At 56.1% G+C, this 26,389-nt stretch carries 24 protein-coding genes; 13 read left to right on the forward strand and 11 right to left on the reverse strand.

All coding sequences use genetic code 11. The features are described 5' to 3' along the window. Nucleotides 1–27 precede the first annotated feature (27 nt). From M2433_RS15385 to M2433_RS15400, 4 genes are read right to left on the reverse strand one after another with little or no spacing between them, the layout of a single operon-like run. Complete coding sequence (locus M2433_RS15385) at nucleotides 28–1,122, reverse strand: fimbrial protein (RefSeq protein WP_063429433.1); 1,095 nt, start codon at nucleotides 1,120–1,122, stop codon at nucleotides 28–30. Between the two features lie 9 nt (nucleotides 1,123–1,131). Next, the gene (locus tag M2433_RS15390; protein ID WP_429055522.1) at nucleotides 1,132–3,612 is read right to left on the reverse strand and encodes a fimbria/pilus outer membrane usher protein; all 2,481 of its coding nucleotides are present in this window, start codon (nucleotides 3,610–3,612) and stop codon (nucleotides 1,132–1,134) included. 4 nt (nucleotides 3,613–3,616) lie between these two features. Then, the gene (locus M2433_RS15395; RefSeq protein WP_429055521.1) at nucleotides 3,617–4,291 is read right to left on the reverse strand and encodes a fimbrial biogenesis chaperone; all 675 of its coding nucleotides are present in this window, start codon (nucleotides 4,289–4,291) and stop codon (nucleotides 3,617–3,619) included. A 30-nt stretch (nucleotides 4,292–4,321) separates the two neighbouring features. Continuing rightward, complete coding sequence (locus tag M2433_RS15400; RefSeq protein WP_429055520.1) at nucleotides 4,322–4,903, reverse strand: fimbrial protein; 582 nt, start codon at nucleotides 4,901–4,903, stop codon at nucleotides 4,322–4,324. 1,095 nt (nucleotides 4,904–5,998) lie between these two features. Between M2433_RS15400 and lldP the strand changes: the two genes are divergently transcribed. The 5 genes from lldP to trmL all read left to right on the forward strand — a co-directional run bounded on the left by lldP (nucleotide 5,999) and on the right by trmL (nucleotide 11,650). Next, the gene (gene lldP, locus M2433_RS15405; protein WP_429055517.1) at nucleotides 5,999–7,654 is read left to right on the forward strand and encodes an L-lactate permease; all 1,656 of its coding nucleotides are present in this window, start codon (nucleotides 5,999–6,001) and stop codon (nucleotides 7,652–7,654) included. Next, nucleotides 7,651–8,424 carry a transcriptional regulator LldR gene (lldR, locus tag M2433_RS15410; RefSeq protein ID WP_429055515.1) on the forward strand — a complete coding sequence of 258 codons (774 nt, stop codon included), beginning with the start codon at nucleotides 7,651–7,653 and terminating at the stop codon, nucleotides 8,422–8,424. The genes lldP and lldR overlap by 4 nt, the downstream gene beginning before the upstream one ends. Beyond that, nucleotides 8,421–9,608, forward strand: coding sequence for a quinone-dependent L-lactate dehydrogenase (lldD, locus tag M2433_RS15415; protein WP_429055513.1), 1,188 nt, complete (start codon nucleotides 8,421–8,423; stop codon nucleotides 9,606–9,608). Before lldR ends, lldD begins: the two co-directional genes overlap by 4 nt. A gap of 182 nt (nucleotides 9,609–9,790) precedes the next feature. Then, entirely contained in the window at nucleotides 9,791–11,131 is a 1,341-nt protein-coding gene (locus tag M2433_RS15420) for an MFS transporter (protein ID WP_429055511.1), read from the forward strand. Nucleotides 11,132–11,176: 45 nt separating this feature from the next. After that, nucleotides 11,177–11,650, forward strand: a complete 474-nt coding sequence (trmL, locus tag M2433_RS15425; protein WP_125366588.1) for a tRNA (uridine(34)/cytosine(34)/5-carboxymethylaminomethyluridine(34)-2'-O)-methyltransferase TrmL — start codon at nucleotides 11,177–11,179, stop codon at nucleotides 11,648–11,650. Here trmL and cysE read toward each other — a convergent pair. The 5 genes from cysE to M2433_RS15450 all read right to left on the reverse strand — a co-directional run bounded on the left by cysE (nucleotide 11,647) and on the right by M2433_RS15450 (nucleotide 14,757). Next, nucleotides 11,647–12,468 (reverse strand): serine O-acetyltransferase, encoded by an 822-nt coding sequence (gene cysE / locus M2433_RS15430; protein ID WP_008502718.1) that lies wholly within the window; start codon nucleotides 12,466–12,468, stop codon nucleotides 11,647–11,649. The genes trmL and cysE overlap by 4 nt on opposite strands. A 75-nt stretch (nucleotides 12,469–12,543) precedes the next feature. Continuing rightward, on the reverse strand, nucleotides 12,544–13,563 hold the full coding sequence (gpsA, locus tag M2433_RS15435; RefSeq protein ID WP_429055507.1) for an NAD(P)H-dependent glycerol-3-phosphate dehydrogenase: 1,020 nt from the start codon (nucleotides 13,561–13,563) through the stop codon (nucleotides 12,544–12,546). Continuing rightward, nucleotides 13,563–14,030: a protein-export chaperone SecB gene (secB, locus tag M2433_RS15440; RefSeq protein WP_047347582.1), complete on the reverse strand. Its 468-nt coding sequence runs from the start codon at nucleotides 14,028–14,030 to the stop codon at nucleotides 13,563–13,565. Before secB ends, gpsA begins: the two co-directional genes overlap by 1 nt. Nucleotides 14,031–14,062: 32 nt before the next feature. Beyond that, a complete protein-coding gene (grxC, locus tag M2433_RS15445; RefSeq protein ID WP_023309914.1) occupies nucleotides 14,063–14,314 on the reverse strand; it encodes a glutaredoxin 3 in 252 nt (83 codons plus the stop codon). An 11-nt stretch (nucleotides 14,315–14,325) separates the two neighbouring features. After that, nucleotides 14,326–14,757, reverse strand: coding sequence for a rhodanese-like domain-containing protein (locus M2433_RS15450; protein ID WP_429055505.1), 432 nt, complete (start codon nucleotides 14,755–14,757; stop codon nucleotides 14,326–14,328). A gap of 247 nt (nucleotides 14,758–15,004) precedes the next feature. Here M2433_RS15450 and gpmM point away from each other — a divergent pair, with 247 nt between their 5' ends. The 5 genes from gpmM to M2433_RS15475 are packed head-to-tail and all read left to right on the forward strand — an operon-like array spanning nucleotide 15,005 to nucleotide 20,941. After that, a complete protein-coding gene (gene gpmM / locus M2433_RS15455; protein ID WP_429055503.1) occupies nucleotides 15,005–16,549 on the forward strand; it encodes a 2,3-bisphosphoglycerate-independent phosphoglycerate mutase in 1,545 nt (514 codons plus the stop codon). Between the two features lie 33 nt (nucleotides 16,550–16,582). Then, a complete protein-coding gene (gene envC, locus M2433_RS15460; RefSeq protein WP_429055680.1) occupies nucleotides 16,583–17,842 on the forward strand; it encodes a murein hydrolase activator EnvC in 1,260 nt (419 codons plus the stop codon). Nucleotides 17,843–17,845: 3 nt separating this feature from the next. Further along, on the forward strand, nucleotides 17,846–18,796 hold the full coding sequence (locus tag M2433_RS15465; RefSeq protein ID WP_429055501.1) for a divergent polysaccharide deacetylase family protein: 951 nt from the start codon (nucleotides 17,846–17,848) through the stop codon (nucleotides 18,794–18,796). Nucleotides 18,797–18,805: 9 nt separating this feature from the next. Then, on the forward strand, nucleotides 18,806–20,011 hold the full coding sequence (locus M2433_RS15470; RefSeq protein ID WP_429055499.1) for a glycosyltransferase: 1,206 nt from the start codon (nucleotides 18,806–18,808) through the stop codon (nucleotides 20,009–20,011). A gap of 15 nt (nucleotides 20,012–20,026) precedes the next feature. Beyond that, nucleotides 20,027–20,941 (forward strand): hypothetical protein, encoded by a 915-nt coding sequence (locus M2433_RS15475; RefSeq protein ID WP_429055497.1) that lies wholly within the window; start codon nucleotides 20,027–20,029, stop codon nucleotides 20,939–20,941. A gap of 27 nt (nucleotides 20,942–20,968) precedes the next feature. On the opposite strand, the gene tdh is transcribed toward M2433_RS15475, so the two are convergent. Together tdh and kbl are read right to left on the reverse strand one after the other, a co-directional pair. Continuing rightward, the gene (gene tdh, locus M2433_RS15480) at nucleotides 20,969–21,997 is read right to left on the reverse strand and encodes an L-threonine 3-dehydrogenase (RefSeq protein ID WP_429055496.1); all 1,029 of its coding nucleotides are present in this window, start codon (nucleotides 21,995–21,997) and stop codon (nucleotides 20,969–20,971) included. A 9-nt stretch (nucleotides 21,998–22,006) separates the two neighbouring features. Beyond that, a complete protein-coding gene (kbl, locus tag M2433_RS15485; protein ID WP_429055493.1) occupies nucleotides 22,007–23,203 on the reverse strand; it encodes a glycine C-acetyltransferase in 1,197 nt (398 codons plus the stop codon). Between the two features lie 215 nt (nucleotides 23,204–23,418). Here kbl and rfaD point away from each other — a divergent pair, with 215 nt between their 5' ends. From rfaD to rfaC, 3 genes are read left to right on the forward strand one after another with little or no spacing between them, the layout of a single operon-like run. Next, complete coding sequence (rfaD, locus tag M2433_RS15490) at nucleotides 23,419–24,351, forward strand: ADP-glyceromanno-heptose 6-epimerase (RefSeq protein WP_429055492.1); 933 nt, start codon at nucleotides 23,419–23,421, stop codon at nucleotides 24,349–24,351. A 2-nt stretch (nucleotides 24,352–24,353) separates the two neighbouring features. Beyond that, complete coding sequence (rfaF, locus tag M2433_RS15495; protein WP_429055491.1) at nucleotides 24,354–25,400, forward strand: ADP-heptose--LPS heptosyltransferase RfaF; 1,047 nt, start codon at nucleotides 24,354–24,356, stop codon at nucleotides 25,398–25,400. A gap of 3 nt (nucleotides 25,401–25,403) precedes the next feature. Next, on the forward strand, nucleotides 25,404–26,387 hold the full coding sequence (gene rfaC / locus M2433_RS15500; RefSeq protein ID WP_429055489.1) for a lipopolysaccharide heptosyltransferase RfaC: 984 nt from the start codon (nucleotides 25,404–25,406) through the stop codon (nucleotides 26,385–26,387). The last annotated feature ends 2 nt before the right edge of the window (nucleotides 26,388–26,389 follow it).

Genomic DNA, 26,389 nt, shown 5'->3' on the forward strand with positions numbered 1-26,389 from the left:
CCCCTGCCGCCATGGCAGGGGGAAAAATCAGTTGTAAATCAGGTTAAAGGTCGCCATCGCGTCCGCTTTTCCCGCCGTGATCTTATCTTCCGTCTGGATATAGTGCGCATCAAACCAGAATATCTGCGTTTGATTATCGCCCACCTGCCCCATTACCGGTACCTGCGGCGTATTCCACTGAACCGTTTGCCCCTGAACCGAACCGGTATTATCGCCATAAACCAGCTCAATCCCGACGCCGCTGGCGCCATCCTGCTGTTTGGTGAGTGCCAGCGCTTGCGTATTGGCGGGTGCGGTATCGCCGAAGAAGCCAATCTTAACCGCCGTATTATTTTCGCAGGTGACCGGGATACTGAAGTGTCCGCCTCCCGCTCGTGAGCCGATGCCGTGAAACTCATTTTGGCTTACGGTACCCATAGGAACAAGAATGCTGCGCGTGCCAACCGTACAGCTGGTGCGCCTGACCGTGAAACTGGCAAGATGGATCTGCACCGGCGTGGCCACGTTGGCCGCGCTGGCCTCGCTGTCTCCCGCCTGCAGCACCAGCGATCCGACCGGTTGTTCCTGTGAATTAGCATTGTCGTCGGGCATGGCGCCGGTCGTCGGAATTTTGTAAAACACAATGTAGAACTGCAGTTTGTACGATGAGGCGCTGGCAAAAGCGGGGTTTTGTGACGCATCGCAAATGCGCCGCGACTCATTGCCGCTCACCGGACTGGTGCCGTCAATATAGCGCACCGCGTCCGCGCCACAATATTGTTGCTCGCGAAATCCCAGCGCGTAGCCGATGCCGTCGATCTGGGTTTTATAGACGTGGCGTGGCGCACCGTCTTCACCAACCACAGTACCGACGGCGTTATCCATTTCGACAAATCCAATGCTGCGCCATGCATCACTCCCGCCGTCGCAGCTGTAAAAATCTTCCCCGGTGGACTGTATTGGTGCGGAGACAGGCGTCCAGTCCGCCGTGCCCGGGGCAAATCCAATGGCATAAGGTACCTGAACAACCCACTGATCGCGCGTGGTGCGGCAGGATGACGTGTCTGCATGAGCGTGAAAACTCAGCATGCCAAACAGCGAAAGCAGGCCGAGATAGATAAACCATTTCATCATATGACGCATGATATTCCTCTAATGACACTCAAGAGAGAGCGTGGCGATGCCGGGGGCCATGTGCACGGCTCCCAGTTTGAAAGGCGTCTGGCATTGATGCTGCTCCCCGTCTTCATTCCAGGTCACACGTAGCGTGCCGCGCTCCGGCACCCCACTGAGGTATGCCTGACCGCCGTCAGCGACCATGCTGCGGTTTGCAGATCGGCGATTTTGCTCCACCACCTCGGCCTGGGCGCCAAACGGCAGCGGTCCGCCGCGATAGCGCAGGGAAAACAGCACGCGGTAGCCGATATGGGTTTTGTAATTTCCCAGCACCACCGCGCCGCTGGTGGGAATGAGCGTCAGCCCGCTCTGCTCGACGTCCACATTTTCCCCAAGCGTTGCCGTGTTGAGATTGACCGTGTTCTTGCGATAGGCCGAAAGCGTCGGCATAACCGCATAGCCGCGGCTATCGGTGTGAATGCCGCTGTATCCCTCCGGCTCAACGTTTGCAGCACCAGGCACCCTTATCAGCGCGACGGTATCGCCGAGAGGCTGGCTGAGGGTGATGCCATACCGCGTGGCGAGCACGCCTCCGGCTAACCCAAGAGTTGCGTTGCTATTGCTACGGCTGTGGTCATAGCCGAGGCTGACGTTGCCGTAGCCGCCGTTGTATTGCATCGCCATGCTCGTGCTGTCGGTCTGCCCGCCGCTGGCAATACTCTGCTGGACGCTATAGTTAAGGTTTCGGTTTTCCAGCGCGCTTCCGTTGAGCGACAGCTGCTGCGTCGACATCCCGCGGTTATTGTGGTTGGTAAAGTAGCTGACCGAACTGTTCGGCAGCCAGCGGCCAAACGGGATATTGACGTTAAACGACACGGTGCGCTCGGGGTGCTGCTCAAGGGCAGAATCGGTGTAGTAGTAGCCCGCCCCCCAGGAAATCCCCCGCCAGCTGGAGTACCAGCCAATATGGATGGTTTTATCCTGGCCGGAGGTGTGCCAGTAATCCTGCATCCATGCAGAAACATTAAGGCTGCCTAGCTGACCCAACGTCTGGGTAAAAGTAATCTGCGAACGGCTACGGCGATTATTGAGCTGCAGCTGATGACTGTCGGACTGGTTCAGTTCGCTAAATTCGTAGTAGTTGCGTGAGGCATAGCGATAGCTTGCCAGGTTAAACGCGCTGCCGGTGGTGCTGAAATTCTTTTGATACTGAATGCGCCACGCCTGCCCCATCGCGCGTTCGCCATTGGGCAAACGACTTTTTGCCAGGGTATCGTCAATGCCCAGCGAGCCAAACGCACCAAAGCCCCGGCCGATGCCAAGCGCAGCGGCCTGATAATTATCCGCCGCGCGAACACCTCCATATACCGTCATCTGGGAGGGGAGACCGTAAAAGAAAGCACCTTCAACAAAACCGGGTGCCTGCGCCTCGTCGGAGCCAGAATGAAAACGTCCGGCGTTGAGGCTGTATTTGAGACTGCCCTGGCGTCGCATAAACGGTACCGCAGAATAAGGCTGGGTAAAGATGCGCTTCGTGCCGTCGCTTTCCGTCACCGTAATCTGCAAATCACCGCTCTGCGCACCGGGAAAAAGATCGTTAATGACAAACGGCCCTGCTGAAACCCAGGTTTCATAAATCACATAGCCATTCTGCGCCACAGAGACTTTGGCAAAGCTGTGCGCGACGCCGCGAATTGTTGGCGCGAAGCCGCGCTGGCTGTCGGGTAACATGCTTTCGCTGGAGGCGAGCTGAACGCCACGAAACGCCACGCTGTCGAACACATCCCCTGCGGTCCAGGCATCGCCCACACGCAATTGGCTGCTCAGGCTCCGGATATCTCGCGTCAACCAGGTACTTTGTGACTGAAAACGATCGCCGCCTTCGTCGCTGTGGCTCCAGGCGGAAGTATTGCGTACCCGCCACGGTCCCAGATTCACGCCGTTGCGCAGGCTGAGATAGCTGGAAGTTGTATCCCCACTTTGGCGATGAGCCATTGCTCCCGACAGGCTGTAATCAATAAATGCAGCCGGAATACCGTCATCCCACTGCGAAGGGGGGACGTAGCCGCGGCTACGGTTTTTCATCGCCGCCTGCGGCAGGCTGAGAAAAAGGCGTTGCTGGTTAAAATCATAGGAAGCACGCGCTGCGGGTATGAAATCGCCGAGGCGTGTGAATGTCTCCCCCTCCTGAAGCCGGGAGAATGCCGGTATTGCGCCTACGTTCACCCCGAGATCGTCCAGCAGAGCCACGGTAAAAACGGGCTGCAGTCTGCCCTTCTCACTCACGAAGGCCATCTCCTGCGACCGTTCTTCACGCCCGTTAATCTCCAGCGTCACAGACCATGTGCCCGGCATTTGGCCGCCTTTTTCGGAGAAGTAGTGCAAATCAGCCGTTTTCTGCTCGGAAGAGGACAGTTCCAGCGCGGCGGGATCAAAGTAATCCTCAGCCAGCCCCGTACGGCTGAACCCGAACAGGAGTACAGGGATGGGCGCATAGCGAAGCAGGCGAAAAGCCATGATATTAAAGCGGCTGTGACTGGGTGGAGGTGATGGCGCCAAAATCATTAATCGCCGACCAGCTGACGCTGCCGGAGGCGGCCACCGGCCATTCGCGGGTTTCCCCCGGGCCGATCATGCCCGGCTGATCAATCTTATGTCCTGCCACGCTCAGCTGGAAAAACGAAACATAGTAAGGTGTCGGATTAACGGCCTTGAGTCCTTTATCCGTGCGTGAAAACGTGACTTTCTGCCAGGCGGTTGCTGCATCACCCTTCAGGCTGGAAGGGCGATAAAAAATTTTAAACTTCGATTTGACGTTAATTTGTAATTCGTTGCTACTCTCTTTTGGCTTTGGCGAAATAGCTTTTACATTTAACCAAAATACAGACTCACGATCGGCGGGCAGCGGCGCACCGGTATATTGAATACGCAGCGTATTTGTTTGGTCAGGATCGATCCTGAACAGCGGTGGCGTAACGATAAAAGGCGTCGCGTGGTTGTTGATTTTTATATCACCTTCAACCCACGACTGAATAAGATAAGGGGTCGCACTTTCCTTATTTGCAACAGAAAATGCCACCTCCTTACTATTTTGTGGGTATACGATCCGTGTACCGCCCATGACCACGCCTGCAGAAGCTGACGCAGAGCTAAACATTAATGCAGTGAGCATAATATACGACAAATGCTTCATCACTATTATCTCTGGAGGTGGCTAAAAATAATATCAGTTATAAACCATCAGAAAGTTGGAAACGGCATTAACATCACCGGCCGCAATGTCAGTTCCATCTTTAGTCAGGGAGGCATAGAAGGTTAATTCTGCATTGCCTTCATCATCTGGTTTCGTTGTTTCTGATACCGTACCCGGCTTAATAGAGGTGCTGCGATTGCTGTTGTACAGCTTAACGCCAACCCCCGTCGCCATGCCGTCACCAGGAGTGACCTGTAGCAAGGTATCGTTAGACGTATCTTTTGTACCGTCAAACAGTACCGCAACGGATTGAACCGCAGGCGGACAATTTTCTACGTTGATTTTGAATTCACGCGGCGTCGTTTCGCTATGCTCGTCGAAGTAGTTTGCCGCCCATGCACCGAGGTCTACCGTTTTGCTTTTGGATGCCGGAGTAATATCACAAGATATAAGGGTAATTTTTCCGGTGAAATTGATTACGCCACCGGTACTCTGCGAACCAGCATCGGTATTCAGCGAGGTATCAACTCCTGAATCACTGTTTGCCAGAACCGGCTCGACAGATAAAAGCAGGCCCGTCGCTGCAAGGGCCAACGCCGCATTTTTAAGTTTCATTTGAAATGACTTTTCCTCTGTAAATTAAACAGATACAGGCATATTACACCAGGTATGAAAATTACTATGAAGTTCGCAGGGCACCACCCGAAGGAGGATTAATAGAATTGGTGACGCGACCTCATGGTATTAAATGGGGTCCATCCCAGCGTGACAATCCGTATATTTTATTCATCCGTACAGCAAGATATAAGCACCCATTAAAAGGGGCACATCTTTAGGAAGAAAAGAATAATCCACACATCATAATTAAATAATTCAACAACATTACATCTGGATAAATAGTAAAACAATTACCTTTTAACGTCTACGCTCTGAAGGTGAACAGGCAAACCTGACAAAGTCACACTATTAACAGACAAATAACAAATTTAACGCTTTTTACGTAGCCCAGAAAATAATTACCTTCCTCCTAATTTCTTTCCGAAATTATAAAAATAAAGATTTGATCAAACATTGATCAATTTTTTTCAACTCATCCCCAGAATAAACGATCAAACTTAATGCATGAACCTTTAATTTATTCTAAAAAGACAACTAAATTCAGAATAATTACTCATTGATCAGCAATTGATCGTTTGTAATACGCTGTTAAAAGCTATATGTGAAATTTACCTTAATTAAAATTTTTTGCTACATCTTAGAATTCGCACTTTTAACCAAAAAAAAATTATTTTTAGGAAAATAATTTGAGTTTCTCACATATAAGACACTTAACAAAAACAAAAAATAAACACAAATAAAACCTCTAATTAACTTAACGCAAAAAATATTTTCCAGAATTATATTTTCTACTCCCTCCATTCATTACAGCACGCTTCATTTTTGCCCGGATGATGCCCACTGCCGACAGAGATCCTCATTGAGCACCCTTCACGATTTGGTCCTACCAATTAGCATTAAAACTCGTCCAACGTTCACACTTCAGAAGCTTTACTTCACAAAAGCATTGCCTTAATGCAACAGCTGATTAACCATTTGTTGTCATTACCCCTACAACACAACATTGGCAGGACCACTTTTACACAGACTGTGACGCAGAGATGAGCGGAGACTCGCCCGCAGCGCAGGCTGTCTGGTCCCCAGGAGACCTGCATGAGCCTCTGGCAACAAAACTACGACCCGGCCGGCAATATCTGGCTGTCGAGCCTGATCGCATCGCTTCCGATCCTGTTCTTCTTCTTTGCGCTGATTAAGCTCAAGCTGAAGGGCTACCTTGCCGCGACGTATACCGTTGCCATCGCCCTGATGGTGGCGTTGTTCTTCTACAAAATGCCGGTCGATCGCGCGCTGGCCTCCGTCGTCTATGGCTTCTTCTACGGCCTGTGGCCGATTGCGTGGATCATCATCGCCGCCGTCTTTGTCTATAAAATCTCGGTAAAAACCGGGCAGTTCGACATTATTCGCTCGTCTATTCTCTCCATCACACCGGACCAGCGCCTGCAGATGCTGATTGTTGGCTTCTCCTTCGGGGCATTTCTGGAAGGGGCGGCAGGGTTTGGCGCTCCGGTGGCGATCACCGCCGCACTGCTGGTTGGCCTGGGCTTTAACCCGCTGTATGCTGCGGGCCTGTGCCTGATTGTGAACACCGCGCCGGTGGCGTTTGGCGCAATGGGTATTCCGATTCTGGTCGCGGGCCAGGTGACCGGGCTGGACAGCTTTGAGATTGGTCAGATGGTTGGCCGCCAGCTGCCGTTCCTGACCATTATCGTCCTGTTCTGGATCATGGCGATTATGGACGGCTGGCGCGGCGTGAAGGAGACCTGGCCTGCGGTGATGGTGGCGGGCGGTTCGTTCGCTATCGCCCAGTACCTCAGCTCGAACTTCCTCGGCCCGGAGCTGCCGGACATTATCTCTTCGCTGGTCTCTCTGGTCTGCCTGACGCTGTTCCTGAAGCGCTGGCAGCCGGTGCGTATTTTCCGCTTCGTCGATATGGGCGCCTCACAGGTCGATCAAACTCTGGCGCGTACAGGCTATACCGCAGGCCAGGTTATCCGCGCCTGGTCGCCGTTCCTGTTCCTGACCGCAACGGTCACGCTGTGGAGTATCCCGCCGTTTAAAGCCCTGTTCGCCCCGGGCGGCGCGCTGTACGACATGGTGATTAATATCTCTGTGCCGTTCCTCGACAAGATGGTCGCCCGTATGCCACCGGTGGTGCACGCCGCCACGCCCTATGCCGCGGTCTATAAATTCGACTGGTTCTCTGCCACCGGTACCGCCATCCTGTTTGCCGCACTCCTTTCCGTAGTGTGGCTGCGCATGAAGCCTGGGGCCGCGGTGCAGACCTTTGCGGCGACCATTAAAGAGCTGCTGTTGCCGATTTACTCCATCGGCATGGTGCTGGCGTTCGCGTTTATCTCGAACTACTCCGGCCTGTCATCGACGCTGGCACTGGCGCTGGCCCATACCAGCCACGCCTTCACCTTCTTCTCGCCGTTCCTCGGCTGGCTGGGGGTGTTCCTGACCGGGTCAGATACCTCGTCCAACGCCCTGTTTGCCGCGCTGCAGGCAACTGCAGCCCAGCAGATTGGCGTGTCGGACGTCCTGCTGGTGGCCGCGAATACCACCGGCGGCGTGACCGGGAAAATGATCTCTCCACAATCCATCGCCATTGCCTGTGCGGCGGTGGGACTGGTCGGTAAAGAGTCGGATCTGTTCCGCTTTACCGTGAAACACAGCCTGATATTCACCTGCATGGTCGGGGTGATCACCACCCTGCAGGCCTATGTCTTAACCTGGATGATCCCATGATAGTGATGCCCAGACGCCTGTCCGACGAGATTGCCTCTCGCGTGCGGGCGCTGATTGAAGAACAACAGCTGGAAGCGGGCATGAAATTGCCCGCTGAACGCCAGCTCGCCGCCCAGCTTGGCGTATCACGCAACTCCCTGCGTGAAGCCCTGGCCACGCTGGTCAGTGAAGGAGTACTGTTGAGCCGTCGTGGCGGCGGCACCTTTGTGCGCTGGCAGCATGACGACTGGTCCGAGCAAAACATCGTTCAGCCGCTGAAAACGCTGATGGAGAACGATCCGGACTACAGCTTCGACATCCTTGAAGCACGTCACGCCATCGAAACCAGTACCGCCTGGCACGCTGCCATGCGGGCAACCGAGGCCGACAAAGAGAAGCTCAAAGCCTGCTTTGAGGCCACGCAAAGCAGCGATCCGGATATCGCCTCCCAGGCGGACGTGCGCTTTCACCTGGCGATTGCCGAGGCGTCGCACAACGTGGTCCTGCTCCAGACCATGCGCGGGTTCTTCGACCTGCTGCAATCCTCCGTGAAGCAGAGCCGCCAGCGGATGTATCTGGTCCCGCCGGTGTTTGCCCAGCTCACAGAACAACACGAGGCGGTGCTCAACGCCATTCTGACCGGTGATGCCGAGGCCGCGCGCAAAGCGATGATGGCGCATCTGGGCTTCGTGCACACCACGATTAAACGATTCGATGAAGACCAGGCCCGACAGGCGCGTATTACCCGCCTGCCTGGCGACAGTGATATTTCCAGGGAGAACAAAGCATGATCATTTCAGCAGCAAGTGACTATCGCGCCGCGGCGCAGCGCATTTTGCCGCCGTTCCTGTTCCACTATATCGACGGCGGGGCGTACGCCGAATACACCCTGCGCCGCAATGTGGAAGACCTGTCTGAGGTGGCTCTGCGCCAGCGCGTGCTGAAAAATATGTCTGACCTGAGCCTTGAGACAACGCTGTTTAACGAGACGCTCTCCATGCCCGTGGCCCTTGCGCCCGTAGGCCTGTGCGGTATGTACGCCCGCCGTGGCGAAGTCCAGGCGGCCGCGGCGGCGGATGCCAAAGGCATCCCGTTTACCCTCTCAACCGTATCCGTCTGCCCTATCGAAGAGGTCGCCCCGACCATCAAGCGCCCAATGTGGTTCCAGCTGTACGTCCTGCGCGATCGCGGCTTTATGCGTAACGCGCTGGAGCGCGCCAAAGCGGCGGGCTGCTCCACGCTGGTCTTTACCGTCGATATGCCGACACCCGGCGCGCGCTACCGCGATGCCCACTCCGGCATGAGCGGCCCAAATGCTGCGATCCGTCGTTACTGGCAGGCAGTGACCCACCCGCAGTGGGCCTGGGATGTCGGCCTGAACGGTCGCCCTCACGATCTTGGTAATATCTCGGCTTACCTCGGTAAACCTACCGGGCTTGAAGATTACATCGGCTGGCTGGCGAACAACTTCGATCCGTCCATCTCCTGGAAAGACCTGGAGTGGATCCGCGAGTTCTGGGACGGCCCGATGGTGATCAAAGGGATCCTCGACCCGGAAGATGCCCGCGACGCGGTACGCTTTGGGGCAGACGGGATTGTGGTTTCTAACCACGGCGGACGCCAGCTTGACGGGGTGCTCTCTTCCGCGCGAGCCCTGCCGGCGATAGCCGATGCGGTGAAAGGCGATATCGCGATCCTGGCCGACAGCGGCATCCGAAACGGGCTGGACGTGGTGCGCATGATTGCGCTCGGTGCTGACACCGTGCTGCTGGGGCGTGCGTATTTGTATGCTCTGGCCACCAGCGGCCAGGCCGGCGTGGCGAACCTGCTTAACCTGATCGAAAAAGAGATGAAGGTCGCGATGACGCTGACCGGTGCGAAAACGATCGGTGAAATCAGCAAAGACTCCCTGGTGCAGGAATTACGCCAGTTACCGGCGGCGCTGGCTCCGCTTGCTCAGGGTAACGCGGCCTGAATCTTCCCCCCTTAACACCTCTTTTTCACGCGCCCGACTCCCCCTCGGGCGCTTTTTTTACGTCAAAAATAACATCCAGGTAACATATTGGATAAGAAAATTTGACATCCACCTGCCGTCCGCAATTGTATAGACAAGCAAATACAAGAACACAAAAACAACATCACATCAGAGGGGAGCGTATGACGTATTCAGGTAAGGTGGATATTCAGCAGGTGATCGATGAAAGTCGCTTTTCAGGGTTTCACTGGCTTCTCGTCGTGCTGGGCTTTCTGGTTCTGGCGATCGATGGTTTCGATACCGCCGCGATGGGCTACATTGCGCCTACGCTGTCGGCAGAATGGGGGATCCATAAACAGGATCTGGGCCCGGTACTGAGCGCGGCGCTGCTGGGGCTGTCGCTGGGCGCGCTGATTGCAGGTCCGGTATCGGACCGGGTGGGACGCAAGCGCGTGCTGGTCTTCTCCTGCCTGTTCTTCGGCCTCGCGAGCCTGGGGACGGCCTGGGCGCAAAGCCTGAATACCCTGACGCTGTGGCGCTTTCTGACCGGCCTCGGGCTGGGTGCCGCCATGCCGAACGCCATTACGCTTATCTCCGAGTTTGCTCCCCAGCGCTGTCGCGCCATGGCGATTAATACCATGTACTGCGGCTTCCCCCTGGGTGCGGCTGGCGGTGGCGCGATCTCTTCATGGCTTATCCCCCACCACGGCTGGCGAAGCGTGCTGTTGACCGGCGCAATTGCTCCGCTGATTTTAACGCTGCTGCTGGCGCTGCTTTTACCGGAGTCGGTGAAGTTTCTGGTGCAGCGCGGAAAAGACGTTATGCAGATCCGCCGTATCGCCAGCCGGTTCTCCCGCAGCACGCTGGAGAGCGTCACGGGCTTTTTCCTGGCGGAGGAGAAAACCGCGTCTAAAAAGGGGAGCGTGTCGCAGCTGTTTTCCATGCCCTGGCTGCCCGGCACCCTGATGCTGTGGGTGACCTATTTTATGGGACTGGTCATTTACTACGTTCTGCTGAGCTGGATGCCGACGCTGATGCAGGGGATGGGCTATGCCCTGGCGGAATCCGCATGGCTGACTTCGCTGTTCACCTTCGGCGGTACCGCAGGCATTCTGCTCGCAGGCTGGATGATGGACCGCTGGGAAGCGCACAAGGTGGTCGCGGGCGGGTTTGTCCTGACGATGGGGCTGATCCTGCTGCTCGGCATGGAGCATAACCATATCGCCCTGTTTGGCGGGCTGATCTTCCTGATGGGGATCGCGATGAACGGTGCGCAATCGGGCATGCAAACCCTGGCCGCTACCTTTTACCCTACCGAGTGTCGTGCGACGGGCATCGCCTGGATGCAGGGGATCGGCCGCTTTGGCGGCGTGGCGGGAACCATGACCAGCGCCCAGCTTCTTTCCATGCAGTGGCAGGCCGACAGTATTTTAATGATCCTCAGCGTGCCCGCCCTGGTGGCCGCTGCGGCAACCGTCTACAAAATGCTGTACAGCCGTTCGCAGGAACCCGGCGTCGCGTAGTCCCTCTCTTTTCTGCTATTCTGCCCCCGCAATTAAGGGGGCAGCATGCTTAACATCGTTTTATTCGAACCAGAAATTCCGCCGAATACCGGCAATATCATCCGCCTGTGTGCAAACACCGGTTTTCGCCTGCATATCATTGAGCCGATGGGCTTTACGTGGGACGACAAACGCCTGCGCCGCGCGGGGCTGGATTATCACGAATTTACCGCCGTGGTTCGCCATCATGATTACGCCGCGTTTCTGGAGACCGAAAAGCCGCAGCGCATGTTTGCCCTGACCACCAAAGGTACGCCAGCGCACAGCGCCGTAAGCTATCAGGAAGGTGACTATCTGATGTTTGGTCCGGAAACGCGCGGCCTGCCCGCCACGATTCTCGATGCCCTGCCCGCTGAGCAGAAAATCCGCATTCCGATGATGCCGGACAGCCGCAGCATGAACCTGTCGAACGCGGTGTCGGTGGTGGTCTATGAAGCCTGGCGCCAGCTAGGGTATCCGGGCGCCATTCTCAGAAGTTAAATGCCGTCACCATACTCGAAGGTATGGTGAATGCCGTTGAAATGCTGATCCATGTCCATGGACGGCTTATCGCTGTCGGGTTTGCCGACGATGCGCGCCGGCACGCCAGCGGCGGTGGTGTGCGGCGGTACAGGCTGGAGCACAACCGAACCCGCACCAATCTTCGCCCCACGCCCAACTTCGATATTGCCGAGGATCTTGGCACCCGCGCCTATCATCACCCCTTCACGAATTTTCGGATGGCGATCGCCGCTGGTTTTACCGGTACCGCCCAGGGTAACCGACTGCAGGATCGAGACGTCATCTTCAATCACCGCCGTTTCACCAACAACAATCCCGGTGGCGTGGTCGAGCATGATCCCGCGGCCAATTTTCGCCGCAGGGTGAATGTCCACCTGGAAGGTCACGGAAACCTGATTTTGCAGGAAGATAGCCAGCGCGCGGCGGCCTTCGTTCCATAACCAGTGGCCGATGCGGTAAGCCTGCAGGGCGTGGAAGCCTTTCAGGTACAGCAGCGGCGTAGAATATTTATCGACCGCCGGGTCACGCGTGCGCACGGCCTGGATATCACAGGCGGCAGAGGCGATCATCTCCGGGTCTGCGGCGTAAGCCTCTTCGACCACTTCACGAATGGCGATAGCAGGCATGATCGAGGAAGCCAGCTTGTTGGCAAGCATGTAGCTGAGCGCGCTGCCCAGGTTTTCATGCTTGAGTAACGTTGCGTGGTAGAAACTGGCCAGCATCGGCTCGCAGTCGGCCAACGCCCGGGCTTCGGCTTTAATATTATTCCAGACGATATCCAGTTCTTCACACGGCATTGCTAACTCCAGACGATAGTATAATGACCAGCCAGTTCTGCGCTGGCTGGGTCATTCAGGTGATAACGGTTCCGACTAGTTACTGCTGCGCTCGTCCTTGCGCGCACGGCCTAATAAGGTCAATGCTGCCTCGCGCGCATTTTTTCCGCAATACAATACCTGATAAATTTCCTCGGTTATTGGCATTTCGACACCAAACCGGTGCGCCAATTCGCGAACTTCTTTGGTATTGCGGTAGCCTTCAACCACCTGACCAATCTTCTCCTGCGCGCCTTTTACATCGCTGCCCTGTCCGAGCATCATGCCAAAACGGCGGTTACGAGACTGGTTGTCGGTACAGGTCAGCACCAGGTCGCCCAGGCCCGCCATTCCCATAAAGGTGGCCGGATCGGCGCCCAGCGCTTCGCCAAGGCGGGACATCTCGGTCAGCCCTCGGGTGATCAGCGCGGTACGCGCGTTGGCACCGAAGCCAATGCCGTCGGACATCCCGGCACCAATCGCAATCACGTTCTTCACCGCACCGCCCAGCTGTACGCCGATAAAATCGGGGTTGCTGTAGACGCGGAAGCTCTTGCCGCAGTGCAGCAGCTGTTGCAGATCGTCGGAGAAGGTCTGATCGGTTGATGCCAGCGAAATCGCCGTTGGCAGGCCAGCGGCCAGCTCTTTGGCAAAGGTCGGGCCGGAGATAACCGCCAGCGGGATGTCATTACCCAGCGCTTCGCGGGCAACGTCCTGCAGCAGGCGTCCGGTCTCGGCTTCCAGCCCTTTTGTCGCCCAGACAATGCGCGCATCCGGGCGCATCAGCGGCTTAATCTGACGCAGCACGTCGCCAAATACATGGCTCGGGACCACAATCAGAATGTTGCGGCTGGCCGCCAGCGCGGTCGCAAGGTCGCTTTCAAGGTGCAGGGAGTCGGGGAACGGAACGTCCGGGAGAAACGCCACGTTGCAACGGTCGCGCTGCAGCGTGGCGATATGTTTTGGATCGTGGCCCCACAGGACCACGTCGTGACCATTTCTTGCCAGCGTGATAGCAAGAGCGGTGCCGTATGAGCCGGCACCGATCACAGTCATTGACGCATTAACAGTGCTCATCAGGCATCCTGATGTTGTTCAGCACCTTCGCCAGCCTGCTGCTGCAGATAGTTCATGAACAGCGCATCAAAGTTAACTGGCGCAAGGTTCAGTTGCGGGAATGTACCGCGAGAAACCAGGCTGGTGATGCATTCACGCGCGTACGGGAACAGAATGTTCGGGCAGTACGCACCCAGGCAATGCGCCATCTGGTTACCTTCGATACCGCCGATAGAGAAGATGCCGCCCTGCTGTACTTCACACAGGAATGCAGTTTCTTCGCCCAGAGACGCGGTAACGGTCACACGCAGTACGACTTCATACACGTCATCTGCCAGCTGGGTAGATGCGGTATCCAGATCAAGTTTAACCTCTGGCTGCCAGTCTTTCTGGAAAACATGTGGCGCATTTGGCGCTTCATAAGAAACATCTTTGGTGTAGATGCGCTGGATCTGGAAAGTCATTTCGGTATTGTTTTGTTCTGACATGGAAAAACCCTTTTTAATTGTCCTAAAGTCTCTTAGCTCAGCAGCGGATCGAGTCCACCACGGGCGTCGAGCGCATACAAGTCATCACAGCCACCAATGTGCTGCGCATCAATAAAAATCTGCGGAACCGTCGTACGACCGCTACGTTTGATCATCTCTTCGCGTTTGATCGCGTCACCGTCGATCGGCAGTTCCTGGAACGTGACGCCTTTGCTGTTCAGCAGCGCTTTCGCGCGATGGCAGAACGGGCACGTCGCTTTGGTATAGATCTCAATATTGGCCATGACTGAACTCCTTATTTACCGCGAACCAAAGGAAGATTCTCCCCGCTCCAGCCGGAAATACCTTCTTTCAGCACCGTTACGTTTTCGAAGCCCGCTTTATGAAGCGCGCTGGCAGATTCCTGTGCCTGCATGCCGGTTGCATCAACAACGATAATCGGTTGGGCCTTGTGTTTCTCGAGCTCACCGACGTTGTTCGCTTTGATGTCAGCTGGCAACAGGTTGATTGCACCCGCAATGTGACCTTTACGGAAATCGTCACGCTGACGCAGATCGACGACGACGGCATCTTCTTTGTTAATCAGACGCGTCGCTTCACCACGGGTGATAACCTTAATCTTAGACGTCAGGCTCTTAAATGTGGTGAACAGCACAGCAGCCAGCAGGCCAATCCACGCGATGCTCAGTACCGGATGGCGGCTAACGAATTGCATAATTTCTTGCATGGAGGGTAACTACTCCCGACTAAGTGATAAAAAAAACCAGGACAGGAGTATACCTGTGCGTTCTGGCAAATACAGCCAGCGACCATAACCTAATCCATTTTCTGCGGCATGCCACCTAAAAAAATGCCTCAAAATGGTCTGGTCACCCCCTTGCCCCTGCGCTTTCTTTGATCTTCTGCGGCTATTTGATCGATTCAGCTGTAGTAAAATTACGCAAATTTTGACTCTTGAGCATGAGGTTGTCGCAATGTCGGTTTCTAAAAAACCTATGGTACTGGTGATTCTGGATGGCTATGGCTACCGTGAAGACAGCCAGGATAACGCTATTTTCAACGCCAAAACCCCGGTCATGGATGCGCTGTGGGCAAAACGTCCGCATACGCTGATTGACGCGTCTGGCCTGGAAGTGGGCCTGCCGGACCGCCAGATGGGCAACTCTGAAGTGGGTCACGTTAACCTGGGCGCCGGGCGTATCGTGTATCAGGATCTGACGCGTCTGGACGTTGAAATTAAAGAACGTACCTTCTTCTCCAACCCAACGCTGTCTGGCGCGGTTGATAAAGCCGTTGCCGCTGGCAAGGCCGTACACATCATGGGCCTGCTCTCTGCAGGCGGCGTTCACAGCCACGAAGATCACATCATGGCGATGGTTGAGCTGGCCGCTGAGCGCGGTGCGGAAAAAATCTATCTGCACGCCTTCCTGGACGGTCGCGATACGCCACCGCGCAGCGCAAAAGGCTCCCTGACAGCCTTCGAAGACAAATTCGCCGCGCTGGGTAAAGGCCGCGTGGCGTCCATCATTGGCCGCTACTACGCCATGGACCGCGACAACCGCTGGGATCGCGTAGAACAGGCCTATGACCTGATGACCCTGGCAAAAGGTGAATTCCAGTTCGCGACCGCCGTGGAAGCACTGGAAGCCGCTTACGCACGCGATGAAAACGACGAATTCGTGAAAGCGTCCGTGATTCGCGCTGAAGGTCAGGCGGATGCCGTGATGGAAGATGGCGACGCGCTGATCTTCATGAACTTCCGCGCTGACCGCGCGCGCGAAATTACCCGCGCGTTCGTCAACGGCGACTTCGACGGCTTCGCCCGTAAGAAAGTGGTGAATCTCGACTTCATCCAGCTGACCGAATACGCTGCCGATATCAAAGCTCCATGCGCTTACCCACCGGCCTCGCTGGCAAACACTTTCGGTGAGTGGATGGCGAAGAACGATAAGACACAGCTGCGCATCTCTGAAACCGAGAAATATGCGCACGTGACCTTCTTCTTTAACGGCGGCGTTGAAGAGCCGTTCAAAGGCGAAGACCGTATTCTGATTAACTCGCCGAAAGTCGCCACTTACGATCTGCAGCCAGAAATGAGTTCTGCCGAGCTGACTGAAAAACTGGTTGCGGCCATCGAAAGCGGCAAATACGACACCATCATCTGTAACTACCCGAATGGCGACATGGTCGGTCATACCGGGGTGATGGAAGCGGCGGTGAAAGCGGTTGAAGCGCTGGACAACTGCGTTGAGCAGGTCGCGAAAGCGGTGGAATCCGTTGGCGGTCAGCTGCTGATCACCGCTGACCACGGCAACGCTGAACAGATGCGTGACCCGGCGACCGGCCAGGCGCACACGGCCCACACCAACCTGCCTGTTCCGCTGATTTATGTTGGCGATAAATCACTGAAAGCAGTAGAAGGCGGCAAGCTTTCTGACATCGCGCCAACCATGTTGTCGCTGATGGGTATGCCGATCCCTGAAGAGATGACTGGTAAGCCGCTGTTCATCGTGGAATAATCGCTCCCCATGAGGGGAAAGGCGATTTTTTCAATCACATGGGTCGTGAAGCCGCTTAGGTTATCAGTCAGACCTTTGCTTTGCGCCAGCGCACTCAGCGCTGGCGTATTGCTGTGCGCCGCATCCGCCCACGCGGATGACCGCGACCAGCTGAAATCCATTCAGGCCGATATCGCCGCTAAAGAGCGTGCGGTTCGCCAGCAGCAGCAGCAGCGCGCCACCCTGCTCGCCCAGCTTAAGCAGCAGGAAGAGGCCATCTCCGCCGCCGCACGTCAATTACGTGAAACGCAAAACACCCTCACCCAGTTGAATAAACAGATTGACGAGATGAACGCGTCGATTGCCAAACTGGAACGCCAGCGTGATGCACAAGAGCGCAACCTTGCGGCTCAGCTTGATGCCGCATTCCGCCAGGGTGAACACACCGGCCTGCAGCTGATCCTCAGCGGTGAAGAGAGCCAGCGCGGCCAGCGTCTGCAGGCCTACTTTGGCTATCTGAATCAGGCGCGTCAGGAAACGATCGCGCAGCTCAAGCAGACGCGCGAAGAGGTCACCACGCAAAAAGCCGAGCTGGAAGAGAAGCAGAGCCAGCAGCAGACTCTGCTTTACGATCAGCAGGCCCAGCAGGCGAAACTTGAGCAGGCGCGCAACGAGCGTAAGAAAACCCTTTCCGGCCTTGAGTCCTCCATTCAGGAAGGTCAGAGCCAGCTGAGCGAAATGCGCGCCAACGAATCAAAACTGCGTAACAGCATCGCCCGTGCGGAAGCCGCGGCGAAAGCGCGCGCCGAAAAAGAGGCTCGCGAGGCGCAGGCCGTTCGCGACAAGCAGCAGGAAGCGTCCCGCAAAGGGACCACCTACAAGCCAAGCGAAAGCGAACGTTCCCTGATGTCGCGCACCGGCGGTTTAGGCTCTCCTCGCGGTCAGGCTTTCTGGCCGGTTCGCGGCTCAATTCTGCATCGCTATGGCGAACAGCTACAGGGTGAGCTACGTTGGAAAGGGATAGTTATCGGTGCGTCTGAAGGTAGCGAAGTGAAAGCCATCGCCGATGGCCGCGTGATTCTGGCCGACTGGCTGCAGGGTTACGGGCTGGTGGTGGTAGTCGAACACGGTAAAGGCGATATGAGTCTTTACGGCTACAACCAGAGCGCGCTGGTCAGCGTCGGCACGCAGGTGCGCGCGGGCCAACCCATCGCCCTTGTGGGCAGCAGTGGCGGTCAGGGCCGCCCGTCACTCTATTTCGAAATTCGTCGCCAGGGTCAGGCGGTCAATCCACAGCCGTGGTTGGGAAGATAAGTTTTGCTTCAGTTTCGTCGAATAGTTCTCTCCGTCGTCAGCGCGCTGGCGCTGGCTGCTCCGGTATACGCAGGTAAGCTCGCAATCGTGATTGATGACTTCGGTTATCGTCCGCACTATGAAAACCAGGTACTGGCGATGCCGTCAGCCATCTCCGTTGCGGTCCTCCCCAATGCGCCTCACGCGCGGGAAATGGCGACCAAGGCCCATAACAGCGGTCATCAGGTCCTGATCCACCTGCCTATGGCACCGCTTAGCAAACAGCCGCTGGAAAAAGACACGCTTCGTCCGGACATGAGCAGCGATGAGATCGACCGCATCATCCGCGACGCCTACAATAAAGTGCCATATGCCGTCGGCCTGAATAACCATATGGGCAGCGCGATGACGTCCAGCCTGTACGGGATGCTGAAGGTGATGCAGGCGCTGGAACGCTACAACCTCTATTTCCTCGACAGCATGACCATCGGCAACAGCCAGGCCCTGCGAGCCTCTCAGGGAACCGGCGTGAAGGTGATCAAGCGCAAGGTGTTCCTGGATGACACGCAAAATGAAGCGGATATTCGGGTGCAGTTTAATCGTGCTGTACAGCTAGCCCGCCGCAACGGCTCAGCCATTGCCATCGGCCATCCGCATCCTTCAACGGTACGCGTGCTGCAACAGATGCTGCCGACCTTACCTGCTGATATCACGCTGGTGCGGCCGAGCGATCTGCTCAATGAACCGCAGGTGGATACGTCTCGTCCTGGCAGCGCACAGCCGCCAGCAACGCAGCCGCGTAATCCTTTCAGCGGTGTAAAAAACTGCAAGCCAAAACGGCCGCTTGAACCGGTGCATGCAACCCGCTTCTTCACAGTAATTAGCGAAAGCGTGAGCCAGAGTACGCTGGTGCAATATTTCCAGCATCAGTGGCAAGGTTGGGGTAAAAAGCCCTTCCCCGCGACAGGTGACTAAGGTAGAAAGATGCCGCAACGACACAAAATCCTGCTCCTCGATACCGGTAAAGAATGGGGAGGAGGCACCAACAGCATGCTCGAACTTCTGAAGCGCATTAATCGCGAGAAGTTTGATATCACCTGTTGTTTTTACTCCGACTACAGCCGAGCAGAAGGGCAAACCATCGGTCAGGTGTTGAATGGCATTGGCATCCCGTTAATTGTCATCCCTCAGCATAAGCAGCCCGCGTGGGCGAAGATTGCAAAAGAACTGGGTCGCAGCCTGCTTTTCTTTTCGCGCAGCGGCCGCAAGGCCGTCACGCGCCATATTGATACGCTCTGGCGTATTCGCCCCAACGTCAGCAAAATCGAGACGATTTTCAGGGAAGGCGGTTTCGATACGCTGTACATGAACAACCAGCCAGGTTCTAACGAAGAGGGTTACCTGGCGGGAGCTAAACTGCGTGCGCGGATCATCCAGCACTGCCGCATTGAACCGGTGCTGACGCCGCCGCTGGTAAAGCTGGTGAATGCCCATGCCACAAAAATCATCGCCGTCTCGCACGGCGTTGAGCGCGTGTTACTTCAGCATGGCGTCCGGCCTGAGCTGTGCACAACGGTAAACAATGCCATCGACATCCACCAGCCTTTACCGGATCGACGCGCCATGCGTCATCGCCTGAACATTGACGACGATACGTTTGTCTTTGGCAGCATTGGATCGTTAATTCCTCGCAAAGCCAACCACCACACGCTGGCGGCGCTGGCACAGTTCAGCCGCAGGGAACCCGACGCAAAATGGAAGATGGTGCTGGTGGGTGAAGGTGCAGAGCGTGCCGCATTAACCGCGCAAGCCAAAGAATTGGGCATTGAGAACAACGTGATTTTCACGGGCTTCCAGAATACGCCATTTGACTACCTTGCCACGTTTGACGCGTTTATACTCGCCTCAAAAAGCGAAGGGCTGCCTCGCGTAGTGCTGGAAGCGATGCTGCTTAAAATCCCTGTTATTGGCTCTCAGGTGACGGGTACGGCTGAATTGATTGATCATGAGTCAACGGGGCTGCTCTTCCCCTGGAGCGATGTTTCACAGCTTGCTCAGCATCTGGATAATATCTGGGCGAATGCAGACCTGCGGGCTCGACTGGCTGCGGCTGCATACCAGAACGTCTGCCATACCTACGCTATCGAAAACTATGTCAGCGGTGTCGAAGCCGTTCTTGGCGCGCACTAACCAAACGAGAAGAACATGTTTAAATTCCTGAATGCTCGCTACCGCCACATCACCGGGCGACATAACATTCCGTATGCTTCCCTTCCGGTCACGCGCGATCTCGTTGCGGTGGATTCCATCGTGATCCCATGTACGGGCGCAGATTTCGTCGAAGAAGCGTTATTATCAGCGACGTTTGCAGAACGTTACGCCACTGGCGTCAGCGAGATCGTCATCGTCAGCGATCAGCCTGAATCCGCCTTCGGGGTACTGCCGCCGAAAACCCGCGTAGTGACGCTGAATCTTCCGGTTCGTGAGGAAGGTTACCGCTATAAGCAGATCTACCTCAGCCGTCTGGTGAAGCTTAACGCCCCGCTGCAGGCGCGCGGTGAAGGCGTATTGATGATCGACTCCGATCTCAACCTGCTCAAGATGCCCGAGATTAACATGGTCGACATGCACATCTACTCCAGCTTCCGTCAGGGCAAAATGATTGCAAAGCTGGACGGCGCGCCAGCGGAGAAAGTGCCGGCGTATTACAAGGAGACGGTGCGTCCGTATCTGGTCGATCACGTTAACGGCGCGTTTCTTGCGGCAACCAAAAAAACCTGGCGCCGCGTCTGCCCGCTGTGGCTGACGCTGTTCCAGGATACCTGGGAGTTGATGGACGACACGCAGCCGCCGACCGATCAGCTACCGCTCGCCGCACTGCTGGATATGCTGGATTTGAAAACCGTTAATCTGGGCGACTGGATGAACTGGCCGGTCTCCAAGAAGATCGGTGGTCAGGAAGCCGTTGTACCGAAAGAGGTGATTGGCGCGCACGGCGGTTTCCCTCTCTCCGAATGGCAGAAGTATCTTGAATCGCCGGATAACGCGCTGCTGTTCAAAGGTCAGGACTACACCCGCAAGGTGCGTTATCTGACGGATGAAGAGAAAAAAAATCAGTGAAAAAAGGGGCCTCAGGCCCCTTTTTCATTATTTATCCCAGCTCAGAATAACTTTCCCGGACTGCCCTGAACGCATCGCGTCGAAGCCCTGCTGGAACTCACCGATGGAGAAACGATGAGTAATAATCGGGGACAGATCCAGACCAGACTGAATCAGCGCCGCCATCTTGTACCAGGTCTCGAACATCTCACGGCCATAGATGCCTTTGATGAACAGCCCCTTGAAGATGACTTTGTTCCAGTCGATGGACATATCTGACGGCGGAATGCCCAGCATCGCGATGCGGCCACCGTGGTTCATGGTATCCAGCATCGTGCGGAACGCCGGCGGCGCACCGGACATTTCCAGACCCACGTCAAAGCCTTCGGTCATGCCCAACTCTTCCATCACGTCGGTCAGGTTCTCTTTCGAGACATCCACCGCGCGGGTAACGCCCATCTTACGCGCCAGCGACAGACGGTACTCGTTCACGTCGGTGATCACGACGTTACGTGCACCAACGTGCTTTGCTACGGCTGCCGCCATAATGCCGATGGGGCCCGCGCCGGAGACCAGCACATCTTCGCCGACCAGATCGAAGGAGAGCGCCGTGTGTACCGCGTTGCCGAACGGGTCGAAGATAGAGGCCAGATCGTCAGAGATGTTATCCGGAATTTTGAACGCGTTAAACGCCGGGATCACCAGGTATTCCGCGAAACAGCCCGGACGGTTCACGCCCACGCCAACGGTGTTGCGGCACAGGTGGGTACGCCCACCGCGGCAGTTACGGCAGTGGCCGCAGGTGATATGACCTTCACCGGAGACGCGGTCACCAATTTTGAAGCCTTTCACTTCCTGACCGATACCCACCACTTCGCCGACGTACTCGTGACCGACAACCATCGGTACCGGAATGGTTTTCTGTGACCACTGGTCCCAGTTGTAAATATGAACGTCAGTACCGCAGATAGCCGTTTTACGAATTTTGATCAGCAGATCGTTGTGACCGACTTCCGGTTCCGGCACGTCGGTCATCCAAATCCCTTCTTCCGCTTTCAGTTTGGATAACGCTTTCATCACACGTCCTCAGGCAATGACGCCCAGCTGTTTGCCGATGCGGGTAAAGGCTTCCACCGCACGTTCAATTTGTTCAGGCGTATGCGCCGCAGACATCTGGGTGCGGATACGCGCCTGACCTTTTGGCACCACCGGGAAGAAGAACCCGGTGACGTAAATCCCTTCTTTTTGCAGTTCGCGGGCAAAGTTCTGCGCGATAACCGCATCGCCCAGCATCACCGGAATGATCGCGTGGTCAGCACCGGCGAGGGTGAACCCTGCTGCGCTCATTTTTTCCCGGAACAGGCGGGCGTTGGACCACAGGCGGTCGCGAAGCCCGGCACCGGACTCCACCATCTCCAGCACTTTGATGGAGGCAGAAACAATCGCCGGTGCCAGAGAGTTGGAGAACAGGTATGGACGGGAGCGCTGGCGCAGCCACTCAACCACCTCTTTACGCGCGGCGGTATAGCCGCCGGATGCGCCGCCGAGCGCTTTGCCCAGCGTACCGGTGATGATGTCCACGCGGCCCATCACGTCACAGTATTCGTGCGAGCCGCGGCCGTTTTCGCCGACAAAACCAACCGCGTGAGAATCATCGACCATCACCAGCGCGTCGTACTTGTCTGCCAGGTCACACACGCCCTTCAGGTTGGCGATCACGCCGTCCATGGAGAACACGCCGTCGGTGGCGATCAGCACGTGGCGAGCCCCCGCCTCACGCGCCTCTTTCAGGCGTGCTTCCAGCTCAACCATGTCGTTGTTGGCGTAGCGGAAACGCTTCGCTTTACACAGGCGCACGCCGTCAATGATAGAGGCGTGGTTCAGGGCGTCGGAGATAATCGCATCTTCTGCGCCAAGCAGGGTCTCAAACAGACCGCCGTTAGCGTCGAAGCAGGAGGAGTACAGAATGGCATCTTCCATTCCTAAGAAGTTCGCCAGCTTTTTCTCAAGCTGCTTGTGGCTGTCCTGGGTACCGCAGATAAAGCGTACGGAGGCCATGCCGAAACCGTGGGTGTCCATGCCGTTTTTCGCAGCGGCAATCAGCTCAGGGTGATTCGCAAGACCTAAGTAGTTGTTCGCACAAAAGTTGATCACGTGGCTGCCGTCGGCAACGGTGATGTCCGCCTGCTGAGCAGACGTGATAATACGCTCTTCCTTGAACAACCCTTCCGCACGTGCGGTGTCGAGGTCGCTATTTAACTGTTTGTAAAAATCACCACGCATTGCAATTCTCCAGACTCGGCAAATTTCGGGACATATTACCCAAACCTATAGTTCATGACGAGATGACACATTATCTCTTGTCGTTTTTGCAGCATAAATCACGTGTACCCCTGCTGCATATCGGTGAATGGCTGAAGACCGGGCATTGTAATGATATGATAAAGACATTAGCGTCCGGGATTGTCCCCGGGCTCAACACTTCAAAGGTTACTGTTATGATCATCGTTACCGGCGGCGCGGGCTTTATCGGCAGCAATATTGTTAAGGCTCTTAATGACAAAGGCATCACCGACATCCTGGTGGTTGACAACCTGAAAGACGGCACCAAGTTCGTTAACCTGGTGGATCTGAACATCGCTGACTACATGGATAAAGAAGACTTCCTTATCCAGATTATGGCGGGTGAAGAGTTCGGCGAGATCGAAGCCATTTTCCACGAAGGTGCCTGCTCCTCCACCACCGAGTGGGACGGCAAGTACATGATGGACAACAACTATCAGTACTCCAAAGAGATCCTGCACTACTGCCTGGAGCGTGAAATCCCCTTCCTGTACGCCTCTTCTGCGGCAACCTACGGCGGGCGCACCTCGGACTTTATCGAGTCCCGCGAATATGAGCAGCCGCTGAACGTCTACGGCTACTCTAAATTCCTGTTCGACGAATACGTGCGTCAGGTTCTGCCAGAAGCGAACTCCCAGATTGTTGGCTTCCGCTACTTCAACGTCTACGGACCGCGCGAAGGTCACAAAGGCAGTATGGCAAGCGTAGCATTCCACCTGAATACCCAGTTGAATAATGGCGAAAGCCCGAAACTGTTCGAAGGTAGCGACGGCTTCAAGCGTGACTTCGTCTACGTGGGCGACGTTGCCGCCGTAAACCTGTGGTTCTGGGAAAACGGTGTTTCCGGCATTTTCAACCTGGGTACCGGCCGCGCGGAATCCTTCCAGGCGGTGGCAGACGCGACGCTGGCGTACCACAAGAAAGGCAGCATTGAGTACATTCCGTTCCCGGACAAGCTGAAAGGCCGCTACCAGGCGTTCACTCAGGCCGATCTGACCAACCTGCGCGCCACAGGCTACGACAAGCCGTTCAAGACCGTTGCCGAAGGCGTAACGGAATATATGGCCTGGCTGAACCGCGACGCATAAGTATGAAGATTCTGGTGATCGGCCCGTCATGGGTGGGCGACATGATGATGTCGCAAAGTCTCTATCGCACGCTCAAGGCGCGCTATCCCCAGGCGATAATCGACGTGATGGCACCCGCATGGTGCCGTCCGCTGTTATCGCGTATGCCGGAAGTGAATGAAGCTATCCCGATGCCGCTCGGCCACGGGGCGCTGGAAATTGGCGAACGCCGCAAGCTCGGCCATAGTCTGCGCGAGAAGCGCTATGACCGCGCGTATGTCCTGCCAAACTCCTTTAAATCTGCCCTGGTGCCTTTCTTTGCGGGCATCCCGCACCGTACCGGCTGGCGCGGTGAAATGCGTTACGGCCTGCTGAACGATGCGCGCGTGTTGGATAAAGAGGCCTGGCCGCTGATGGTGGAGCGCTACGTGGCGCTGGCCTACGACAAAGGCGTGATGCGCAGCGCGAAAGACCTGCCGCAGCCGCTGCTCTGGCCACAGCTTCAGGTTAACGACGGTGAAAAATCCCACACCTGCAACGCGTTTGGACTTTCGTCTGAACGCCCGATGATTGGCTTCTGCCCTGGCGCCGAGTTCGGTCCGGCGAAACGCTGGCCGCACTATCACTATGCGGAGCTGGCGAAACAGCTGATTGACAAAGGCTACCAGATAGTCCTGTTCGGTTCGGCAAAAGACCACGAGGCAGGCAATGAGATTCTCGCGACGCTCAGTAATGAACAACAGGCATGGTGCCGCAACCTGGCGGGAGAAACCCAGCTTGAGCAGGCGGTTATCCTGATTGCCGCCTGTAAAGCCGTGGTTACCAACGACTCAGGCCTGATGCACGTCGCCGCTGCGCTCGACCGCCCGCTGGTTGCGCTGTATGGCCCAAGCAGCCCGGACTTCACGCCTCCGCTTTCCCATAAAGCGCGCGTCATTCGCCTCATCACCGGTTATCACAAAGTGCGCAAAGGCGATGCCGCAGAAGGCTATCACCAGAGCCTGATCGACATTACCCCGCAGCGCGTTCTGGAAGAGCTTAACGAACTGCTGTTGAGCGAAGAAGGATAACGGATGCGGGTATTGATCGTTAAAACCTCGTCAATGGGTGATGTTCTGCATACGCTGCCGTCACTAACGGACGCCATGCAGGCCATTCCCGGCATTCGTTTTGACTGGGTAGTGGAAGAGGGCTTCGCGCAAATTCCTACCTGGCATGAAGCGGTCGACCGCGCGATCCCGGTGGCGATTCGCCGCTGGCGCAAAGCGTGGTTCTCTGCCCCGATTAAAGCCGAACGCAAAGCCTTCCGCGAGGCGGTACAGGCGCAACGCTACGATGCCATCATCGACGCGCAGGGGCTGGTCAAAAGCGCCGCGCTGGTGACGCGTCTGGCGCACGGCGTAAAACACGGCATGGACTGGCAAACCGCCCGCGAACCGCTGGCGAGCCTGTTCTATAACTGCCGCCACCACATCGCGAAGCAACAGCACGCGGTGGAACGTACCCGCGAGCTGTTTGCAAAGAGTCTTGGCTATGCAAAGCCCGAGACGCAGGGCGATTACGCCATTGCGCAGCATTTTTTGCGCGCTGCAGATAAGTCTGCACAGCCTTATCTGGTTTTCCTGCATGCCACAACGCGCGATGATAAACACTGGCCGGAAACGCACTGGCGAAGGCTGATTGAACTAATGCAACCTGCCGGCATCCATATTAAACTGCCGTGGGGTGCGGAACATGAGCGGCAGCGTGCAGAACGCCTGGCAGCCGGTTTTTCGCATGTAGAAGTTTTGCCTAAACTCACGCTGGCGCAAGTCGCCGCAGAGCTCGCTGGGGCTAACGCTGTCGTTTCCGTTGATACGGGTTTAAGCCATTTAACCGCGGCGCTGGATCGTCCAAATATCACAATTTTTGGCCCTACCGATCCGGGTCTGATCGGGGGCTACGGCAAAAACCAGCATCAAATGGTCAGCCCGAGTCAGCAAACGAAGGATATTAGCGCAGATGCTATATTTTCATTTTTACAGGGCAGCCGCTGGCTTTCCAACAGGGATATTTAACC

The organism is Enterobacter sp. AC1, from assembly GCF_050434705.1.
GTDB classification, from domain to species: Bacteria; Pseudomonadota; Gammaproteobacteria; order Enterobacterales; family Enterobacteriaceae; genus Enterobacter; species Enterobacter cloacae_L.

Bases quoted from the DNA above. Each gene is read 5' to 3' on its own strand.
- M2433_RS15385 (WP_063429433.1), bottom strand. From the start codon at position 1,122: ATGCGTCATATGATGAAATGGTTTATCTATCTCGGCCTGCTTTCGCTG.
- M2433_RS15390 (WP_429055522.1), bottom strand. From the start codon at position 3,612: ATGGCTTTTCGCCTGCTTCGCTATGCGCCCATCCCTGTACTCCTGTTC.
- M2433_RS15400 (WP_429055520.1), bottom strand. From the start codon at position 4,903: ATGAAACTTAAAAATGCGGCGTTGGCCCTTGCAGCGACGGGCCTGCTT.
- lldP (WP_429055517.1), top strand. From the start codon at position 5,999: ATGAGCCTCTGGCAACAAAACTACGACCCGGCCGGCAATATCTGGCTG.
- lldR (WP_429055515.1), top strand. From the start codon at position 7,651: ATGATAGTGATGCCCAGACGCCTGTCCGACGAGATTGCCTCTCGCGTG.
- lldD (WP_429055513.1), top strand. From the start codon at position 8,421: ATGATCATTTCAGCAGCAAGTGACTATCGCGCCGCGGCGCAGCGCATT.
- M2433_RS15420 (WP_429055511.1), top strand. From the start codon at position 9,791: ATGACGTATTCAGGTAAGGTGGATATTCAGCAGGTGATCGATGAAAGT.
- trmL (WP_125366588.1), top strand. From the start codon at position 11,177: ATGCTTAACATCGTTTTATTCGAACCAGAAATTCCGCCGAATACCGGC.
- cysE (WP_008502718.1), bottom strand. From the start codon at position 12,468: ATGCCGTGTGAAGAACTGGATATCGTCTGGAATAATATTAAAGCCGAA.
- gpsA (WP_429055507.1), bottom strand. From the start codon at position 13,563: ATGAGCACTGTTAATGCGTCAATGACTGTGATCGGTGCCGGCTCATAC.
- secB (WP_047347582.1), bottom strand. From the start codon at position 14,030: ATGTCAGAACAAAACAATACCGAAATGACTTTCCAGATCCAGCGCATC.
- grxC (WP_023309914.1), bottom strand. From the start codon at position 14,314: ATGGCCAATATTGAGATCTATACCAAAGCGACGTGCCCGTTCTGCCAT.
- M2433_RS15450 (WP_429055505.1), bottom strand. From the start codon at position 14,757: ATGCAAGAAATTATGCAATTCGTTAGCCGCCATCCGGTACTGAGCATC.
- gpmM (WP_429055503.1), top strand. From the start codon at position 15,005: ATGTCGGTTTCTAAAAAACCTATGGTACTGGTGATTCTGGATGGCTAT.
- M2433_RS15470 (WP_429055499.1), top strand. From the start codon at position 18,806: ATGCCGCAACGACACAAAATCCTGCTCCTCGATACCGGTAAAGAATGG.
- M2433_RS15475 (WP_429055497.1), top strand. From the start codon at position 20,027: ATGTTTAAATTCCTGAATGCTCGCTACCGCCACATCACCGGGCGACAT.
- tdh (WP_429055496.1), bottom strand. From the start codon at position 21,997: ATGAAAGCGTTATCCAAACTGAAAGCGGAAGAAGGGATTTGGATGACC.
- kbl (WP_429055493.1), bottom strand. From the start codon at position 23,203: ATGCGTGGTGATTTTTACAAACAGTTAAATAGCGACCTCGACACCGCA.
- rfaD (WP_429055492.1), top strand. From the start codon at position 23,419: ATGATCATCGTTACCGGCGGCGCGGGCTTTATCGGCAGCAATATTGTT.
- rfaF (WP_429055491.1), top strand. From the start codon at position 24,354: ATGAAGATTCTGGTGATCGGCCCGTCATGGGTGGGCGACATGATGATG.
- rfaC (WP_429055489.1), top strand. From the start codon at position 25,404: ATGCGGGTATTGATCGTTAAAACCTCGTCAATGGGTGATGTTCTGCAT.